Genomic DNA, 19070 nt, shown 5'->3' on the forward strand with positions numbered 1-19070 from the left:
AGAATGCTTGAATATAGTAGCCTGAAATTCGAATACAAACCCAATAATTTGTTGAAATAGCGCAAAAAGTATCGGTAACGTTGTCGCAAACGTAACCGATATATAAATTTGTGTATTATTAATATTAAAAATATATGAAGTAGCGCCAATCAGTAAAAAGGGGATCAACTTAGTCTTTAAAAGGTGTTGATATATAAATAGTGCAAGATGATACATTGCCCGAAATGTGATGAGGTGGCCTTTATTATGAAAGCAGGTTTCATAAGAGGCAAGCAGCGGTACGTGTGTAAGTCGTGCCAACATTTTTTTACGATTTCAGCTAATACTGATCTTGAATTGAGAATCAAGAAAAGACGACACCAGACAACCATAATTGATATCGCCAAAGCGGTCGGCGTATCAAATTCGACGGTGTCCCGTGCTCTGCATGGACACTCGGATATCAGTCAGGAAACCCGTGAGGTTATTCTAAGTATGGCCAAGGAGCTGGATTACCAGCCGAATCAGCTGGCATATAGTCTGGCCAAAAGCAAGACCAATACGATCGGGATGATCGTGCCGGAATTTCTGAATTCGTTCTTCCCGAATATTATCACCGGCGCCCACGGCGTATTGACTGCCGCTGGCTATAACCTGACGATTATGCAATGCAATGAATCGTATCAGGTTGAAATATCGAATACCCGTACGATGCTTGCGAACCGGGTCGACGGGCTATTGATTTCATTGACGCAGGAGACAAATAATTTTGAACACCTTATGGCTTTCGAAAAGAGGGGGGTGCCCATTATTTTATTCAACAGGGTTTGCGATGAGATGCAGGTACCTCATGTGGTTGTGGATGATTTTGAGGCGTCGTTCAAAGCGGTCGAACATCTGATATTGAATGGATATAACAAAATTGCCCATTTGGGTGGTCCTTTGAGTTTGATGGTAAGTCGGGAAAGGCTGCGGGGATATAAGGCGGCGATGGAAAAATACGGCAAACCATTGCAGGAAGAGCTCATTATTCAAGGTATGCTGAATCAGCAAAAGACGCATATATATGGCCAATACCTGCTGGACCTTCCGGATCGGCCTGATGCGATATTTGCGGTCAACGACTCTGCTGCAATCGAGATCATGCTTATGGCGAAGGAAAAGGGTATATCTGTACCGGAAGATCTCGGTGTCGTAGGATTTAGCGACAACCCGGAATCTGCCTATATCGGGCCCGGACTTACTACCGTACGTCAACCGACTTTTCAAATGGGAAAGACTATCGCGGAATGGGTACTGCAATTAGTTGATGAGGAAACGGAAGAGATTTCAAATCAAAAAAGAATATTGGCTACGGAATTAATAATCAGAGGATCGTCTTCGAAGAAAAATAAAGATACCAGTAAGTGATTGATTTTAACATGCTTATCATTGGAAGGCAGAATATTTCGATTTCAGCTTTTATTTGTAGAACCAATATTTAGAAATTATAAAGTATATTAAGAATGCAATTGACGAGGCGATTATGAATAGGAACTCGAGTAATGATTATATTGCCGGGGTGAAATTCGAATTTCTCGTCATAAAAAAAACGGATCCAAGCGAATCCGTCCTTTTTAACTACAGAATATAATTAAATCTTAATGCGGGGGAGTTATGCAATGCATAGCTCCTTTATTTTTGGTGGACCTCCGAATATCTTCCAGTCTGTCTTGAGTTGTCTATTTTTACAAGATTTTCTAAGTCCTGGCCTAAACTAGTCAAATATGTATAGGATATCAGTCCAAATGGTGACAATTGTTATTTTCTATCCACTTTTGAGACAATTATTTTGAAAAACAACCACTACTCAAAACCTTATTTTTTGACAATTTTACGATACTTTTTTGATAATACTATTTCTTGATATTGAATAGATATTGTTTTTTATTTGATTATTAATATTTGCTAGAATTAAATGAATTGTACGATTTTTTCATTCAGTTTATTCTCAAAATGGTACAATGTTTAATTATTCATCCCATGGATAAAAATCTTAGTTCAACTATATATAAATAACGTAACAAGAGTCCGTCAGATAAATGAAACTGTGGAGTTCGGAATGGAAAAACCTCTTCGATTCATGTCAGCAGCACGATCCGAAGAGGTTTTATTTGCTTAAAAGGAAATAGTTTATTCAGCGTCTCTGTATAATCCGAACTCAGCAAGTGCGATGCAAACTGGTGATTTCGTAATTCTAAGTCTTACCTTCTGGGTTGTAACTGGAATCTCAAGTTTGATCAAACGCTTGGCTCCGATACTGGTTCCTTTTGAAATTTCCTTCCATTCCGTACCATCCATGATATCAATCGAAAACTCCTCAATTCTTTGGCCCAACGGGATGAACTCCTGGATGCTGATGATATCGAAAGTGGTTACCTGAGGCAGATCCAAAACAACGTCAGGAGTCTTGAAATCTTCATCAGTAGCCCAATATGATTCCGGTTTTCCGTCCAGCAAGTTTTTTGCGCCGTATACCGAGTTATATCCTCTTACATTAACCGCCTTAATAGAAGCTCTGGAAGCAAGATTAACCGCAAATGTCTTTTTGATTCGATCGCCAAATGTCTTTAACGCTGCCACATCGTCCTCATGCAGTTGACCGCGGGTATCGGGAGCGAGACCTAAATCAAGAGCCGCACCACGTCCTACACTTTTCAGATATAGATCAAAAAGTTTTTCCGGCGTTTTAGGCTTCTCATTTGCGTGATAAAACCATCCCTTTCTTAAGGGTACGTCGCATTCAGCAGGTATCCAGAATTTTCCATTTCTTGTCCCACCCGGATTTTCAGTGGCATTTGCCTGGCCGGGTACAGCCACGTTTTGTCCAACAGAAGGCACAGGCGTTAAAGTAGCCCACGAAGTTTCGTTTACGCTTCCGTCTTCATTGCCAGCCCAACGAACATCCCAACCTATATCGCTGAAAATGGACGCACCCGGCTGTAATTTGCGGGTATAATTGTTCCAGGTGTTGTCCCAATCGTAGTAAGTTGTATTATCGATCGATCGTTTCGCGCGCTCGCCACCATAATATCCATCACCACCATTCGCGCCGTCATGCCATGACATAAACAGGTCGCCGTATTGAGTATATAGCTCTTTCAGCTGATCACGGTAAATCTGGAGATATTCAGGAGTGCCATATTTGGCATTGTTTCTGTCCCAGGGAGAACAGTAAACTCCGAATTTAAGTCCATGCTTACGTGCGGCATCAGCTACCTCACGTACCAGGTCGCCTTTTCCACCACGGAACGGACTTTTGGTGATATTATAATCAGTGGTTTTGGTAGGCCAAAGGACAAAGCCGTCATGGTGCTTCGCTACCAACACGATGCCTCTCAAACCACCAGCTTTGGCAGCCAATACGATCTGCTCAGCGTTAAAATCCGAAGGATTAAAAATTTTCGGATCAGCATCGCCATATCCCCATTCTTTGTTTTCGAACGTGGTTGGAGTGAAGTGCATGATACCGTATACTTCCGTCTGATGCCAGGCTAATTGCCTCGGCGCCGGGGTCGCGCCATATGGCTTAGGCGGAGTTTGTGCAAAAGCAGTACCTACTGTCAGTAAAGTGAGAGCTGCTATTTGTTTTAACATAAAGAGTTTGGTTAGGTGTTTGTAATAGTTACAATTGTAACCGTTTGATAATAAATATGATAGCGGTTTTTATGTCGTTTTCTGTTATTCTTCGAACTGCTATCGGGCTGATTATTGTAAAACTATTACAAAAGAATAATTAAAACGTAAAAAGACGGTTTTATTCGTTGATCACGAAAAGAAACGCAGGCTGTTTGCCAACTTCGGTAGCCGTTTTCGCGGGCACTTCAATTACTCCGTCCTTTATTTTCAATAATTTCTTATTGCCTGCAAGCGTAACCTTTGCTTTTGGCGCAAGTACCAAGCCCTCGGGTTTCAGCGTTGTCGGCAAAGATTCGCCTTCTTCAGCTAAGTAAAATGCATAAGTGGTGGCTCCTTTTTTGGTATATCCCCATTTGCCCTGGCGGTACGGTGCCAAAGGTTTGGTGTCATAAATACCTGTGGAGTTCACAGCCATCCATTTTCCCATTTCTTCCAGTCGCTGATACGCCTCTTCGTGCCATTCTCCATCAGGACCCGGTGCGATATTTAGCAGCAGGTTTCCACCTTTTGCAACGATATCTACCAATGTATGCACCAGTTTTCTGGTCGATTTGAAATTTTCTTTTGGTATATACGACCACGAGTCTCCCATTGTCATGCAAGATTCCCACGGAATTGGCATATGGTGATCAGGAATAGATTGTTCAGGCGTTACGTAATTTTCGAATTCGCCGGTCACTGTGCGATCCACTACCAAAAGTCCGGGCTGATGAGAACGAGCCATCTTAGCGATGCGGGCCATATCGATATCCTGATCATATGGAATCGTTTTTTGCCAGCTGATATTCGGGTTGATCGTGCTTTTTGGTCTTACCCATCCACCGTCGAGCCAGAGAATATCCACAGAACCATAATCGGTCATCAACTCCTCAATCTGATTGTAGGTGAAGTCTTTAAACTTCTGCCACAATTCAGGGTATTTTTTCGGATCGTAGGATACGTTTCTGTCTTTCGGCGGGAAATATGGCCACCAGTATGACTTTGTATTCCAATCAGGTTTGGAGAAATACGTACCCGTCATGAAGCCCTGGTTACGGAAAGCGGCCAAAACTTCCTTCGTCACGTTCGCTTTTGGGTTAGAGCCAAATGGCGTGTTGGTGATTTTATAATCGGTATATTTGGAGTCAAACATTGCGAACCCGTCGTGGTGTTTCGTCGTGAAAACCACATATTTCATACCGGCATTTTTAGCCGCCGTCGCCCAGCGCTCGGGATTGAATTTGACAGGGTTGAAAGTTTTCGCGATGCCTTCATATGCCTTCTTGTATTCATACCAATCGTGCGAATGCGGACCTTTTCTTTCGCACCAGCCTTCGTCTTCCGGGCAAAGCGACCATGATTCGACGATCCCCCACGCGCTGTAAGTACCCCAGTGCATCAAAAGACCGAATTTAACATCCTGCCATTTACTTAATTTTTGCTGAACCAACGGGTCACTTGGAACCACATATTGAGAATGATCCTGTTCCGAGTGCTGCTGCGCGAATGATTGCCCCGAAAATGCCAAAGCCAGAGCGGGAATTAATAAACGTTTGAGTTTCATGATTGAGCTATTGGCTATTAGCTGTTAGCTGTTAGCTTTTAGTTTTGAAAACCGGGCTAACTGCTAATAGCAGTTTTTTAAATTATTATGTTTTGATTTTCTATTGAGAACATAAGTAGTTGGTTGAGAGTATGTTGCTTTGTTTAACAGCTAACAGCTCAACTAAAGTGACTCTTCGCGTTAATCACTTTTCCTTTTCCACCGGCTTCTGTAACGGTATAGTTAAAGCCCTTTTGAACTGAATATGCGCCGACTTCACCGTTTTTATTGATCGCAATAAAGCCGACCTGAAAAGTTTTTGCTCTTTCCGGATTTGGTTTTACGATTCTTTCAACCGCTTTTTTACATGCTTCTTCCGGTGACAGACCTGATCGCATGAACTCCACGACTAGGTGCGTTCCGCATACACGAATTACTTCCTCACCCTGCCCGGACGAAGTTGCAGCGCCTACCTCATTATCTACAAACAATCCCGCGCCGATAATAGGAGAGTCGCCAACGCGTCCTCTCATTTTGAAGCCCATGCCACTTGTTGTACACATGCCCGACAAATCGCCTTTGGCGTCAATAGCCAGCGTGCCCATTGTATCGTGGTTAAAAGAACCGTCTTCGAATCTGGCGGGAGCAAACGGGCCGTGCCCTTTACCTTTGTTTTGCTGTAATTCGATATTCATAACCGGCTTGTATTCTGCCTTTTCCAGCCACTTTTTGTAAGTTTTTTCTGCGTCAGGAGAAAGCTCGGCAGACTCCAGTTTGAAGCCGTTTTCGAGTGCAAACTGCTGTGCACCAGCTCCAACCAGGAATACGTGAGGCGTAGTTTCCATTAACTTACGGGCAACTGAGACAGGATGTTTAATTCTTTCAAGAAAAGCTACGGAACCACAGTTTGCCTTTTCGTCCATAATACATGCGTCCAAAGTAACATGGCCGTCACGGTCCGGATTTCCACCTAAACCAACACAGCAGTTGATATCATTTTCGATTGCAATAGCAGCCTGTTCAACTGCATCGAGGGCTTTTCCTCCTTTTTCCAAAACCGGCCATGCGGCGCCATTGGCGATCTGGCCGCTGTCCCAGGTTGAAATTACCAACGGTTTTTGGGCGGCCTTAGGTTGTGCAAAAAGTTTGTTGACTTGCGTAAACGGCAGGGCCAAAGCCGAAAGACGCAGAAAAGATCTCCTTGTGGGTGTCATGTTTTTTTTAGCGGTTAGGTGTTAGGTACGAGTTGTTAGCGATTAGGTATTAGTTTTCAGCTCTTAGCGATTAGGTGTTAGTTCTTTTTAATTGAGCTATTTCTTTTTCAACTTAGATTGGAAAATATTTTGTATTTTTTTTAATATAAGACATTATAATTCAGTTAGTTAGATTTTTTATTCTAACAGCTAACAGCTAACAGCTAACAGCTAACAGCTAACAGCTAACAGCTAACAGCTAACAGCTAACAGCTATTTAGCCGCTCCCTCCAACTTAAACACCCATGCATACTGGCATGGAATCGATGTTGGGTTCACAGCCGGCGGAGTGATACTTAGTGTGTTTTTGTTAAAACTGGATTTAACTGAACCATTATAACCTAAAAAAGCGACTTTTAAAGGTTTGTGAATTCCCGGAATCACGATTTTCTCCGGCCATTTTGTGCAGATCACGTATAGATCTTTTCCTTTGGCGGTATAGAAAACAGTGCTGTCTGCCGATGGCTTAATGGTCGCCGCTTTTGTGTCATAAATAGCTTCGCTGTTTACCTTCATCCAGTTTCCCAGATCTTTCAGGCGTTGCTGCATAATCACCGGAATTCTTCCATCGGCAGTTGGTCCGATATTGAGCAAGAAATTTCCGCCCTTCGACACAATCTGAACCAATGTATGAACAAGCTTGTCGCTGCTCATATAGTCTTCCAGATTCTCATTTCGGTTGTATCCGAATGATTCGCCAATGCCACGGCATTCTTCCCAGGGGTGATCTGACGATACGGTTCCCTGGCCATATTCGGTGGTATAAAAACTTCCGTGCTTACCTTTTGTATCATTTCCCCAACGGTCGTTCACAACGATATCTTTGCTGACAGCAGGATTATTGAAAAGCCAGGATAGAAATTCAGTGCTCCTCCATGTCTCTGAAGATTGATCCCATTCCCCGTCCGTCCAAAGTACATCCGGGCTGTATCTTGTTACAAGGTCTTTCATTTGAGGAAGCATATGCTCGCCCACATATTGTTTCACGTCCGATTTATACGTCGGATTATACCATTCATATAAAGAATAATAAAAGCCCATTCTCAAACCTTTGGCTTTCACGGCTTTGGTCAAATCGCCAGCGAGGTCACGATGAGGGCCGGTATCCGCCGAATTCCAGTTCCAGGATTGTGCACTTGGCCACAGGGCATATCCTTCATGGTGTTTGGAAGTCAAGACGATGTACTTTGCTCCCGACGCTTTGAATATGTCTGCCCACTCGTCCGGATTGAAAAGTTCGGCTTTAAACTGGTTGGCAAAATTTTGATATCCGAAGTTGGGGCCGTAAACTTTGTTCTGAAAATCAACAAACTCTTTGTGTATTTTAAGTTTCGGATCATTTAAACGTTGCCAGTACCATTCGGCATATCCGCTTCCGAATCCGTCAGCATTTGACTTGGTCGCCCATGACGGAACAGAATATAAGCCCCAGTGTATGAAGATACCGAATTTGGCATTGCCAAACCATTCAGGAGTAGCTCTTTTATCGATCGACTCCCAGTTCGGTTGATATTGGGCAAAGATGGGTTTGGCGCAAAAGGTTAATAGTAAGATCAGAAGAAATTTGTTCTTCATTGTGAAAGGTTAGGAATAAAATGGTTCTAAAACATGAAATCGGTGAATATGAGAGGAAATTCTCACAAATGCTCAATTGGACGCCAATTTATTAAAATTATTTAATAAATAGTGCCAGATTATTTCAAAAAAAGAGAGAATTAGGGAGTTTTGTTTGGAGCTGTCAGGTGTTAGCGTTTAGCTTTTAGTGCATTTAACGTGTTATTATTGATAGAATTGATGTCATCCCTTCGGGATTGATTTTGATGTTGTTCGTCTTTTCTATAATCATGTCATCCCTTCGGGATTGATTTTGATGTTGTCCGTCTTTTCTATAATCATGTCATCCGTTCGGGATTGAGATGTTGTTGCTCGTCTTTTCTATAATCATGTCATCCCTTCGGGATTGAGATGTTGTTGTTCGTCTTTTCTATAATCATGTCATCCCTTCGGGATTGATGTGTTGTTATCCTTCTTGCCTATAATCATTTCATCCCTTCGGGATTTTGAGGAGAAAAATTAGATCCTATCATCCTACACTATGACGTTGCAGAAAAGCCTGAAAGGCTGATAGTATTATAGAAAATATAGCTTATTGATATTCGTAGAACCCCGAAGGGGTGATATTGCCATTTCCTTATGAGCAGTTCTTTTTCTATTGTCATTTCATCGCTCCGGGATTTTGTGAACATCAATTGAATCCTATCATCCTACCACTATGACGTTGCAGAAAAGCCTGAAAGGCTGATAATATTATAGAAAATATAGCTTATTGATATTCGTAGAACCCCGAAGGGGTGATATTTCCATTTCCTTATGAGCAGTTCTTTTTCTATTGTCATTTCATCGCTTCGGGATTTTGTGAACATCAATTGAATCCTATCATCCTACCACTATGACGTTGCAGAAAAGCCTGAAAGGCTGATACTATTATAGAAAATGTAGCTTATTGATATTCGTAGAACCCCGAAGGGGTGATATGGTCACGCGATTATTCTTTCAACACAGTTTCGGAAGTGGCTGTTCTGGCAAGCGGTGGCCGGTATTTCTGAAAGGGGATATTGAGCAGATTTTTTACATGTGCGTTTTCGTTTGCTTCCGGATAAGTATCCAGTCCATATACAATGTCCTGCGGATTTAATGTGCGGAATGAACCAAAAACATGATCCCATACTGAGAAGATATTCCCGTAATTGGAGTCCGTGAAAGGTTGCACATAATGGTGGTGCACATGATGCATATTGGGTGTGACAATAACTGAACTCAGAATTTTATCCAGTTTTAAATTCAAAACGATATTAGCGTGATTAAACTGTGACATCACCACAGACAGCGATTGATATAGAAATACGAGCCACATAGGTGCACCGGCAATGGCAATGGCCAAAATTGTAAAGGAAAAACGGATCAGACTTTCTCCCGGGTGATGGCGATTTGCAGTTGTCGTGTCGACATGCATATCCGCGTGATGAATGATATGGAATCGCCACATCCATTTTACTTTATGCTGCGTCCAATGAGCCAGCCATGCTCCGACCAAGTCAAGAAAAAGAATTCCTATTATGGCCCGCAACCAAAATGGCCATCCCGATAACCATTGAAAAACTCCAAAATGGCTGCTTGCCGTCCAGTCACTGGTTTTGACAAGCAGAAACGCTAATGGAAAATTGACTAGAATGGTGGTGAGAGTAAAGAAGAAATTGACACCTGCATGACGCCATTTGTTATACTTAAAACTAAACAATGGCCAACTTCCTTCGATCAGCCAGAAAAGCATAATTCCTCCAATCAATATCGCACTTCGATGGGAGGACGGGATAGTTTCAAAATATTTTACAATTGCATCCATAGCAGTTGATGATTTCGAAATGATGTCTAAATATAAATTATTTCGCCTTGAATTTTGACCTAGTGTATTGATTTATAATGTTTTATTTTTCTGAGTTAATTAGGTATATCGGTTTTGTAAAATCTTGATATTCGATGCCCTGAATTCTGTGTAGGCGGTAATCTGTAAAATTTGAATCATATTTGACTTGAAAAATTTCAGTTATAAAAATTAGAATCATGAACGTGGAAGGCAATGCGAAGGTCGATGTCGCTATCAACGTGTACGGGAAACCTTATCAAACTGCGGTCACACTATTGACACTTTTGAAACATTCCGGGCAGTGGATTAATAAGATTTATTTTATTGAGGAACACAAACAACCCGAACCCTCTAAATTCCAACCTTTACTCGATAAACTTGGCGAACGGATGATTTACTACCGACCGAAAGTTTGGCTTTGGACGGGTAATGTTAAGTTTAGATTTTTGACAAAATTCAAAAAATATAGATATAGCATCCGGTATCAATATGCCTGGGAAAAGTCGGATCGCGAATTTTTGCTCGTAACTCACAATGACGTTTATTTCAAAAGCGACCTTGTTAAAGAATATCTGGATCAAATCGGCTCTAACTCAGGGATAGGTAGAATTGGTCAATGCTGGATATGCCCGGCATTGGCTGCAGGAAAATGCGACCCGGAGAGATATACCCAATATAAGCCTGATTATCAAGAGTTAATGGCAATATCAACAGAGTTTCCTCAGTCGCGCACGCAAACCTATCCGTCCATCGTCGAGCCGGAAACTCCCTGGCCACTGCCTGAATGTCGATTGAATGAATATGTGGCGATGATCAATTTAAATAAGACACGGAAGGATACCATTCCGGAGGGACCAGCTTCTGCTTTTGGTTCTATGGACAGGCTGGATACGGGCGTTAAATGGTTTTTCGACGTCAATAACATGGGGCACACCTTTAAGCATTTTGACTATGATCCATATGCGACTCACAGTTGGGTCAGTCTGAAAAATGCCGGACACGATGCCCTTTTTAATAAAGATCTTTATAAATACGAGGAGTCGGTTGCGAAGCAGGTTTTGCAGGATGAATTTGATTTCACTTTTTAATATAATCTGAATGGCGCTCGCTGTCAATGGTTTAAGGCAAAGTTACGGGTCGCAGGAGATACTGAATATTGAATCCTGGCAAATTGAGCACGGGATGTATTGGATTCAGGGCGAAAACGGGGCAGGAAAATCAACGCTGTTCCGAACTTTGGCTGGCATGCTTCCTTATACAGGAAGCGTAATTTTGGATCAAAAATTTGATTTGCAAAAAAATCCCGTCGACTACCTTTTACGACTTAATCTGGGTGAGGCTGAACCGTTATATCCCGCATTTCTGACCCCGGCCGATTTGCTGGCTTTTGTGGCACTAGCCAAGAAAAGTCCGGAAGGACAACTGGCTCATTTGGTGGAAGTTTTGGGTATTAATTATCTCAAAAATACCTTTGGAAGCTGTTCCAGCGGGATGATTAAAAAGGTATCACTCGCGGCTGCTTTTTTGGGCGATCCATCTGTGATCATATTGGACGAACCATTGATTACGATTGATATGGAGGCGCGCAAAGGATTGTATCAGCTCATTCGCGAATACCATGAAAATGGCGTGACTTTCGTACTTTCAACTCATCAATTATTTCAGGAAGAAGGACTTACCGTGAGCAAAAGTTTCAGGCTGCATAACAAAACCCTGAAGCAATTGTGAGAGCACTGGTCTTATCAACGGTTTCGGAATTCTACCGGCAAAGGACGGGGACATTCTTTGTCATTCTAGGTGTCCTTTTTGGTTTTTTGAGTAGCAATGAGCATCGAGCTTTTGCAATATTTTTCCTTACAGCCGATTTCGGAATGCTATATCTGTTTTGCATATGGCTGCTGTACAGTATCTTATGTATTCAGTATGTAGTGCAATTGTGGCGGAAGCCCGAATATACCTTTGTGTATGACCTTCGGCTTTTTTCATTATTTGATCGCCTGCGTGAACAAGCCATACTATCCTTTGGCCTGTTGCAGCCACTTTTTTTCTACGGGATATATCTGATTATCATAGGATTAACAGAACATGTTGCTCCGAAGCTGGTCCTAGTCTTTATTTTCTTTTTAATTTTAACCGCAATGTTGGTTGCGGCTATGGAATGGCGGATCAGAAATCCGGAGCTGTATGTCAGCAAAAATTCTGTAAGCTGGATTAAATGGAATTTCCCTCGTCCGGTCTCGTGGACGTGGTGGACTTTGGAATATCTTTTCCGCGTGAAAGGCGTGACGGTTCTGATATGTAAAACAGGCGCTATGCTGGTCTTTATGGGAACCGTAATGTATTATTCCAGTGATTCATATGATATCAGGTTGCTTGGAGTGGGTCTATCCATGGGATTTCTGCTGAACATCGGCTTGTCTTATGAAATCTATCGGTGGCATACTCAAATATGGTTATGGAATCGAACCTTGCCTATTCCGATTGCACGCCGGTATACTTCCATAATATTGTTGCATGCGCTTTTGATATTGCCCGAAACATTGATTGTCCTTAGAGCGGACACTATTCTTTTGGTCGAAGCCTTCCAGTTGTTTTTATTAGGACTTTCGCTGCTGTTATTATTCTATGCCTGGCTGAATAAAAAAGGAGGAGAGCTGGAAGATTATGGAAAGCTGGTATTGTCTGGTTATGTAATACTTACGCTTTTGATATTATATCGCGTTCCAATCGTTTTGCTGGCAGTCGTCGGGCTGATATTGTCCAGGTACTTTTTCAGAAAGTGGTATTATTCCAGTTAATTGGTGAGCTACCTGGGCAGCTCACCAGTAAAAGTATATACCTATTTTGGTGGCATTGAAGGTCTAACCTCAATTTTACTCGGTAGTGTGCGAGCCGGAATTTTAACTAAATCGACAACGATCTGGCCGATATCTTCGGGCTGGATTTTCCAGGCATCTTTTTCAGAAGGCTGATGATTGCTGAATTCCGTAGCGACGGAGCCGGGCATAATAGTGGTTACTTTAATTCCAGCATTCCGAACATCCATCATCATCGCCTGCGAGAAGCCCACAAGTCCGAATTTACTTGCATTATATGCCGTTCCATTTGGGAAGAAGTTGGTTCCTGCCAAGCTTGATATCGTAATGAAATAGCCTTTTGAATCAGTCAATGAAGGTATCGCCACTTTTGCGCTAAAAAATACGCCCGTCAGGTTAATATCAATCGTTTCGTTCCATTGCTCAGGAGTCAGTTCCTGAATCGGCGCAAAATGACCTACTCCCGCGTTTGCAATAAAATAATCAAGACGTCCCCATTTGGCAAGAACTGTTGCCACAGCCTTTTGCTGAGATTCGTAATTTCGCACATCCGACTCAATACCGATCGCATATCCTTCTTTTATTTTATTAAGCTCAGCAGCAGCCTTTTCCGCGCTTTCATGCGACCGGCTCGTGATGGCCACTTTTACACCATCGGCGATTAGCGCCGCCGCCACGCCATAGCCAATTCCCTTTGAACCGCCTGTTACAAGCGCAATTTTTATTTGATCAGACATAATTTGAACTAGATTGGTAAATAATATAAGGTAACAATTCTATGCCTAAGTTGGTTTGGGATAATTTTTCCAATGTTTGGAAAATGAGTATTTTCCACTCGTAAATTTGTCATGTGTCGAATCGGCAAACTTAAGGATTTCATATGCAAAGTATCCCACAATTCAAGATCGGTACATTCCGGATTCAGGCTCCTTTTATTTTTGCGAGGGACCCGCTTGCCTTTCTTGAAAAAGGTTTTGCTGCCTGCGGGGATACTTTTCATATGAAATTATTCAGGGAAATTATCGTGACCCGAGATCCCAATTTCATCAGACATGTCCTTGTCCAAAATAGTAAAAACTTCGCCAAAGGAAATTCTGCTGAAATGTTACGCCCGGTTTTGGGAAATGGTTTACTGACCAGCGACGGCGATTTTTGGTTAAGACAAAGAAGGCTGATCCAGCCAGCTTTTCATCGGGAAAGGTTGCAGGGGCTTTTTGTAACGATGGGTCAGATTACAGCCAATTTTCTTCAGGAAATGGACTCATACAGGGGAAGGGGTGCGGTGGATATCGATCAGAAAATGATGTCGGTTACGGCGGATATTGCTTTAAAAACGCTTTTTGGAAATATAACCAATGAAGACAAAGCAAAGATTTACGAACAAATAAATCGATCTCAAAAGTATATTATTAACAAAGTTCGGCGCCCTTACCGAATTCCGCTAATGAAAATCAATGGCGAGGCCAAACGTTTCAAAACGGATTTGGATTATTTCAATCAGCTCATTGCGCAGTTTATTCAGGATCGGCGGCTTTCGGGGGAAAGCAGACATGATCTTCTGCAGCTTTTACTGGATTGTATCGACGAGGAAACGGGGGCTGAAATGACCGATCAGCAGATACGTGATGAAGTCATCACCATGTTTGCGGCGGGACATGAGACGTCAGCAACGGCACTCAGCTGGCTTCTGTTCGAACTTTCAGAGCAACCCGATATCGTTGCCAGGATTAGGGAGGAAGCAAACATATTTGACGAAGTTCCCACTTTTGACCAATTGATGCAGATGCCTTATACCCGTCAAGTGGTGGAAGAGGGGCTGCGATTGTACCCACCGGCATGGACCATAACGCGTTCCGTGCTCAACGACGATGTTATTAATACATATAATATCAGCAAAGGTGCCTCTCTCTTTATGTCTATATTTAATTTACATAGAAACCCGAACCTTTGGGAGGATCCGCTGAACTTTAATCCCGAAAATTTCAGTTTCGAAAAGGTTAAAAACAGATCAAAATCGAACTATTTGCCTTTTGGAGCTGGAGCAAGAATTTGTATCGGTCAGCAATTTGCCATGATGGAAATGCAGTTAGTGCTGGCCGCGTTGATCAAGCGTTTTACATTTGAGCGGTTGCCCGACCATCCGATCGGTATGTATCCTCAGATTGTTTTAAAATCGACGAAGGGAATAAAGATGTTGGTAAGATAGGTATTGAACCAGTGAATTATTAAGCGGAATTCATGATGCTCATAATCCTTTTTTGCCGTCTGTTATCAATCTTCTATTTTTGCCGGATGTAATTTGCGGAATGAAATAGGTTATTTCCTGGTATTTCGCGTCTTTCAATTTATATATCTCAAAAGTAAACAATGAAATGAGCCATATTAAACCGGTTATGTCCGGAATGTTATGGTAAATTCCATCTGACCTTAAAAATCAAAAATTAACAGATGAAATTAGTAGAAAATAAGGTTGCCCTTGTAACAGGTGCATCTCGCGGAATCGGACGCTCCATAGCTCTCAGACTTGCCCAGGAGGGAGCTGACGTAGCCTTCACTTACCTGTCTAGTGTGGAAAAAGGTGAAGCGTTGGCGAAAGAGCTGGAAGAATTTGGTGTAAAAGCTAAAGGATACCGTTCTGATGCGTCCGATTTTGCTTCCGCAGATCAGTTGGTGACGGATGTACTTGCAGATTTTGGCAAACTGGATATACTGATTAACAATGCAGGTGTTACCCGCGATGGCCTATTGATGAGAATGAGCGAGGAGCAGTGGGATACCGTTATCAATATCAATTTAAAGTCAGTTTTTAACCTGACCAAAGCGGCGATCAAAAGCATGATGCGCGCTAAAAGTGGCTCTATCATTAATATCACTTCGGTGGTGGGTATCAGAGGAAACGCAGGGCAAGCTAATTATGCGGCTTCAAAAGCAGGTATTATCGGTTTTACGAAATCGGTAGCACTCGAATTGGGATCACGTAATATCAGATCCAATGCGGTTGCTCCTGGCTTTATCGAAACTGAAATGACAGATGCGATTGATGGAAAGGCTGTTGAAGACTGGAAGCAATCAATTCCGATGAAAAGAGGCGGACAGCCTGAGGAGGTAGCAGATGCCTGCGTTTTCCTTGCGTCGGATATGAGCAAGTATATCACAGGACAGGTGTTGCAAGTGGATGGGGGAATGTTGACCTAGAGGTTAAGAATATAGAATAGTTTAACAGGCAGTGCGTTGAATTGAAATATTAAATGCCTGCCTGTGCAATTTATTCTCTGATTATCGTTCCTTTTCTCAGGTAGTTGCCAATGCAACTGATGCTCCCTTCAACCATATGATACGTTCTGAACTCCTATTTCAAACTCCGTATTGGTTTCTCGCTTTTTGCTTCCTGGCAGGGGGAATCTATTCCTATCTTTTATATCAGCCCATTCCTTCCTGGAGTAAAACGGTCAACTATATCCTTGCTGGGCTTAGGGCCGTTGCGGTTGCCCTGATCGTCTTTTTGTTACTCGCTCCACTTGTCCGGAAAACGGAGTCGATGGTGGATAAAGCCAAAATCGTACTGGCAATTGATAATTCGGAATCGCTCCGCGCTTATTCTAAGGATGCGATAAACCAGTTGTCGGAGACGTTAGAAAAGCTGGTCGGAGATGGTTTTGAAGTAAGTATTCAAACTTTTGATAATACGCCCTCGTCGGTTGATTCTGTTCGGTTTAATCAAAAGAAAACCAATCTTTCTGCACTATTACAAAACGTAAAAACGAGTTACGAAGGGTCTAATCTGACAGACGTAATTCTGTTGTCAGACGGTATCATTAATCAGGGGACTTATCCTACATACAATCAATATCCTTTCAGAATAAATACTTTGGCGGTGGGGGATACTGTTCCTGTCGCTGATATTGCCATTAAGGATGTGATCAATAACAAAGTAGCATTTTTGGGAAATGAATTTCCGATCAGCGCCGAAGTTGTGGCGCACGGTTTGGAAGGCAAAATAACGAATATCACGCTTCGGCAAGGAGCGAAAATTATCGGTACCGAGCGTGTCGTGATTGACCGCAAAGATTTTTTTAAAACTTATGAATTTAAAACTTCATCTCAACAAAAAGGAATCCAGCATTACACAATAGAACTCGGTACAGTTGCCGGGGAAAAACTTCCTGTTAACAATCGGCGGGAGGTATATATTGATATAATCGACGGGCGGCAAAAGATTTTGTTGCTGGCTTTGGCGCCGCATCCTGATATCAAATCGCTGAGAAATTTGATTGAGGCGAATGACAATTATGAACTGGACGTACAGATATTGAGCGTTTCGAACAGCATTCCGGTCGAACCATATGACCTTGTCATTCTTCATCAGATTCCCAATAAGCTGGGACTGGGGAATGTCCAGGTTAAAAAATACCTGGACTCCAAAACACCACTGTTTGTTATTTTAGGTAATCAGTCAGCGATTCCATTGTTAAATTCCATGAATCGTGCACTCACTATCAATGGAGCCGGACAGCAAACGGATCAGGTTTCAGCCTCTTTCAACCCATCTTTTCAACAGTTGAATCTGGATCCTGAAGGTTTGAAATTATTGGAAAAATTGCCCCCATTGTCGGTTCCGTTTGGAGACTATCATGTTTTGTCGGGGTCAGAAGTGATATTGTTTCAAAAAGTAGGCACACTGGTTACGAGGAAACCTCTATTGGTTTTGAATACCGCGCAAGAGCCGAAATCTGCGGTTTTGGCAGGAGAGGGTATATGGCAATGGCGGCAGGAGGAGTTCGCGTTGACAGACAAGCAGGATATTGTTGATAATCTTTTTCAAAAAGTAATTCAGATACTGACGGTTAAGGACGATAAAAGGAAGTTCAGGGTATATCCCGTAAAAGCAGAATTTGCGACGGGTGAACAGGTAATTTTCCAAACAGAGATTTATAACGATATATATGAAGAGATTTATGGTCAGGAAGTAAGTCTGACGATTACGAATGAAAAAGGCGTTTCCCGCCAGTTTAACTATTTGCATTCGGTTGAAACTCCCCGTTTTGCGGTGAGTGATTTAGGAGAAGGCTCATATCGATTTACGGCATCGACTACCTTGAAGGGTAAATCGGAAAAGGTTGCAGGTCAGTTTGTTGTACGAGAACTCAACCAGGAAATGGCAAATACGACAGCGGATTTTAACCTGCTCCGTCAACTTGCATCGAACACGGGAGGTGCTTTTTTGAAACCTGGTGACCTTCCAGCTTTGATCGAAAAATTAAAAGAAAACCGCCCTCCGGATCGTTTGGATTCTGTGGAGAACATGGTGGAGCTCATTCATTTGAAATGGTTGTTTTTCCTGATCCTGTTTCTGCTTTCGATAGAGTGGGGGCTTAGAAAATACCACGGAGGGTACTAACTTCGCCGCCGATACCACATCAATTTACACAAAAATGCTGCATCAATTTGAGTAGTGGCGATAATGAATGAAATACAGGTTTTACCAATTAAGTTTATTGATTGTACTGTTCTACTGCATAATATGTAGTTCTGGCGCATATGCTCAGGCCGATAGTTTGAAAGTTGATTCGGTCGTTACGCCCCATCCCAATTACAAAATGCTTCGGGGTATTTTTGCGGCTCAGTCGGTCTTGTATCTGGGTACTTTATATGGTCTGAGCAAGTCGTGGTATAAAACTTCATTATCCAATTTTACGGTTAAGGACGATACGCAGGAATGGCTTCAGTTGGACAAAATGGGGCACCTTTACACATCGTTTCAGATCGCCCGCTACACGGCAGCACTCTATTCGAAAACGGGCATTTCAAAAAAGCAAATGCTGATTTACGGCGGTATATCCGGCATTATTTTTCAAACACCCATTGAGATATTGGATGGCTTTTCCCCTGATTATGGCTTTTCGCCGGGGGATATGGTGGCTAATATTGCGGGCTCAGCTATCTTCGTCACGCAGATGGCGTTCTGGGACGAAATCAGAATCCAGCCTAAGTTTTCAAGCCATTTGACTTCTTACGCATCCATTCGCCCGGGGCTGCTCGGCGCTACGTATCAGGAGAGACTATTGAAAGATTACAATGGTCAAACCTACTGGTTTTCAGGAAGTCCGGGTAGTTTTTCGAAAGGTGGGAAATGGCCTGCCTGGCTGTGTTTGTCTGTCGGCTACGGAATTGATAATATGGTGGCTGCAGAAGTTTTTAAAAGTATTGAGATGGGCCGAAAACCTTTACGACAGTTTTATCTGTCAGTGGACATTGATCTGACAAAAATTAAGACAAAAAATAAAGTGGTGCGAACGATCGCGTTCATCGCCAACTCCATCAAAGTACCGGCTCCGGCTGTTGTATTCAGTAAAAATGGAATTCAATTCAAACCATTGTATTTTTAAAATGGTTGTAAA

The 19070-nt window shown here is 42.4% G+C and carries 14 protein-coding genes; 8 read left to right on the forward strand and 6 right to left on the reverse strand.

Features of this window, described 5'->3' with window-relative positions; all coding sequences use genetic code 11:
- The first annotated feature begins 207 nt into the window (after positions 1–207).
- On the forward strand, positions 208–1389 hold the full coding sequence (locus tag AC1XUD_RS00370) for a LacI family DNA-binding transcriptional regulator (protein ID WP_483358946.1): 1182 nt from the start codon (positions 208–210) through the stop codon (positions 1387–1389).
- A 762-nt stretch (positions 1390–2151) separates the two neighbouring features.
- On the opposite strand, the gene AC1XUD_RS00375 is transcribed toward AC1XUD_RS00370, so the two are convergent.
- The 5 genes from AC1XUD_RS00375 to AC1XUD_RS00395 form a co-directional block, all read right to left on the reverse strand.
- The gene (locus AC1XUD_RS00375) at positions 2152–3615 is read right to left on the reverse strand and encodes an alpha-L-fucosidase (RefSeq protein ID WP_483358947.1); all 1464 of its coding nucleotides are present in this window, start codon (positions 3613–3615) and stop codon (positions 2152–2154) included.
- A gap of 160 nt (positions 3616–3775) precedes the next feature.
- On the reverse strand, positions 3776–5200 hold the full coding sequence (locus AC1XUD_RS00380) for an alpha-L-fucosidase (protein ID WP_483358948.1): 1425 nt from the start codon (positions 5198–5200) through the stop codon (positions 3776–3778).
- A gap of 158 nt (positions 5201–5358) precedes the next feature.
- The gene (locus AC1XUD_RS00385; RefSeq protein WP_483358949.1) at positions 5359–6393 is read right to left on the reverse strand and encodes an isoaspartyl peptidase/L-asparaginase family protein; all 1035 of its coding nucleotides are present in this window, start codon (positions 6391–6393) and stop codon (positions 5359–5361) included.
- A 252-nt stretch (positions 6394–6645) separates the two neighbouring features.
- Complete coding sequence (locus tag AC1XUD_RS00390; protein ID WP_483358950.1) at positions 6646–8007, reverse strand: alpha-L-fucosidase; 1362 nt, start codon at positions 8005–8007, stop codon at positions 6646–6648.
- Positions 8008–8977: 970 nt separating this feature from the next.
- Positions 8978–9835, reverse strand: coding sequence for a sterol desaturase family protein (locus AC1XUD_RS00395; protein ID WP_483358951.1), 858 nt, complete (start codon positions 9833–9835; stop codon positions 8978–8980).
- A 218-nt stretch (positions 9836–10053) separates the two neighbouring features.
- On the opposite strand from AC1XUD_RS00395, the gene AC1XUD_RS00400 reads away from it, so the two are divergent.
- From AC1XUD_RS00400 to AC1XUD_RS00410, 3 genes are read left to right on the forward strand one after another with little or no spacing between them, the layout of a single operon-like run.
- Positions 10054–10944 (forward strand): hypothetical protein, encoded by an 891-nt coding sequence (locus AC1XUD_RS00400; RefSeq protein ID WP_483358952.1) that lies wholly within the window; start codon positions 10054–10056, stop codon positions 10942–10944.
- Positions 10945–10954: 10 nt separating this feature from the next.
- Positions 10955–11584, forward strand: a complete 630-nt coding sequence (locus tag AC1XUD_RS00405; RefSeq protein ID WP_483358953.1) for an ABC transporter ATP-binding protein — start codon at positions 10955–10957, stop codon at positions 11582–11584.
- Positions 11581–12654, forward strand: a complete 1074-nt coding sequence (locus tag AC1XUD_RS00410; protein WP_483358954.1) for a hypothetical protein — start codon at positions 11581–11583, stop codon at positions 12652–12654. Before AC1XUD_RS00405 ends, AC1XUD_RS00410 begins: the two co-directional genes overlap by 4 nt.
- 41 nt (positions 12655–12695) lie before the next feature.
- Here the strand turns inward: AC1XUD_RS00410 and AC1XUD_RS00415 are convergent, their stop codons facing one another.
- Positions 12696–13409 carry an SDR family oxidoreductase gene (locus AC1XUD_RS00415; RefSeq protein ID WP_483358955.1) on the reverse strand — a complete coding sequence of 238 codons (714 nt, stop codon included), beginning with the start codon at positions 13407–13409 and terminating at the stop codon, positions 12696–12698.
- Between the two features lie 143 nt (positions 13410–13552).
- Here AC1XUD_RS00415 and AC1XUD_RS00420 point away from each other — a divergent pair, with 143 nt between their 5' ends.
- The 4 genes from AC1XUD_RS00420 (at position 13553) to AC1XUD_RS00435 (ending at position 19058) form a co-directional block, all read left to right on the forward strand.
- Positions 13553–14878 (forward strand): cytochrome P450, encoded by a 1326-nt coding sequence (locus AC1XUD_RS00420; RefSeq protein WP_483358956.1) that lies wholly within the window; start codon positions 13553–13555, stop codon positions 14876–14878.
- 242 nt (positions 14879–15120) lie between these two features.
- Entirely contained in the window at positions 15121–15867 is a 747-nt protein-coding gene (fabG, locus tag AC1XUD_RS00425) for a 3-oxoacyl-[acyl-carrier-protein] reductase (RefSeq protein ID WP_483358957.1), read from the forward strand.
- Between the two features lie 136 nt (positions 15868–16003).
- The gene (locus tag AC1XUD_RS00430; RefSeq protein ID WP_483358958.1) at positions 16004–18070 is read left to right on the forward strand and encodes a VWA domain-containing protein; all 2067 of its coding nucleotides are present in this window, start codon (positions 16004–16006) and stop codon (positions 18068–18070) included.
- 67 nt (positions 18071–18137) lie between these two features.
- A complete protein-coding gene (locus tag AC1XUD_RS00435; protein WP_483358959.1) occupies positions 18138–19058 on the forward strand; it encodes a DUF2279 domain-containing protein in 921 nt (306 codons plus the stop codon).
- Positions 19059–19070 lie beyond the last annotated feature (12 nt).

The organism is Dyadobacter sp. HNCC25DJ184 (genome assembly GCF_056895215.1).

Coding starts and splice junctions, on each gene's coding strand:
- AC1XUD_RS00420 (WP_483358956.1), top strand. CDS start 13,553: ATGCAAAGTATCCCACAATTCAAGATCGGTACATTCCGGATTCAGGCT.
- fabG (WP_483358957.1), top strand. CDS start 15,121: ATGAAATTAGTAGAAAATAAGGTTGCCCTTGTAACAGGTGCATCTCGC.
- AC1XUD_RS00415 (WP_483358955.1), bottom strand. CDS start 13,409: ATGTCTGATCAAATAAAAATTGCGCTTGTAACAGGCGGTTCAAAGGGA.
- AC1XUD_RS00405 (WP_483358953.1), top strand. CDS start 10,955: ATGGCGCTCGCTGTCAATGGTTTAAGGCAAAGTTACGGGTCGCAGGAG.
- AC1XUD_RS00375 (WP_483358947.1), bottom strand. CDS start 3,615: ATGTTAAAACAAATAGCAGCTCTCACTTTACTGACAGTAGGTACTGCT.
- AC1XUD_RS00400 (WP_483358952.1), top strand. CDS start 10,054: ATGAACGTGGAAGGCAATGCGAAGGTCGATGTCGCTATCAACGTGTAC.
- AC1XUD_RS00390 (WP_483358950.1), bottom strand. CDS start 8,007: ATGAAGAACAAATTTCTTCTGATCTTACTATTAACCTTTTGCGCCAAA.
- AC1XUD_RS00380 (WP_483358948.1), bottom strand. CDS start 5,200: ATGAAACTCAAACGTTTATTAATTCCCGCTCTGGCTTTGGCATTTTCG.
- AC1XUD_RS00395 (WP_483358951.1), bottom strand. CDS start 9,835: ATGGATGCAATTGTAAAATATTTTGAAACTATCCCGTCCTCCCATCGA.
- AC1XUD_RS00370 (WP_483358946.1), top strand. CDS start 208: ATGATACATTGCCCGAAATGTGATGAGGTGGCCTTTATTATGAAAGCA.
- AC1XUD_RS00385 (WP_483358949.1), bottom strand. CDS start 6,393: ATGACACCCACAAGGAGATCTTTTCTGCGTCTTTCGGCTTTGGCCCTG.
- AC1XUD_RS00430 (WP_483358958.1), top strand. CDS start 16,004: ATGATACGTTCTGAACTCCTATTTCAAACTCCGTATTGGTTTCTCGCT.
- AC1XUD_RS00435 (WP_483358959.1), top strand. CDS start 18,138: ATGAAATACAGGTTTTACCAATTAAGTTTATTGATTGTACTGTTCTAC.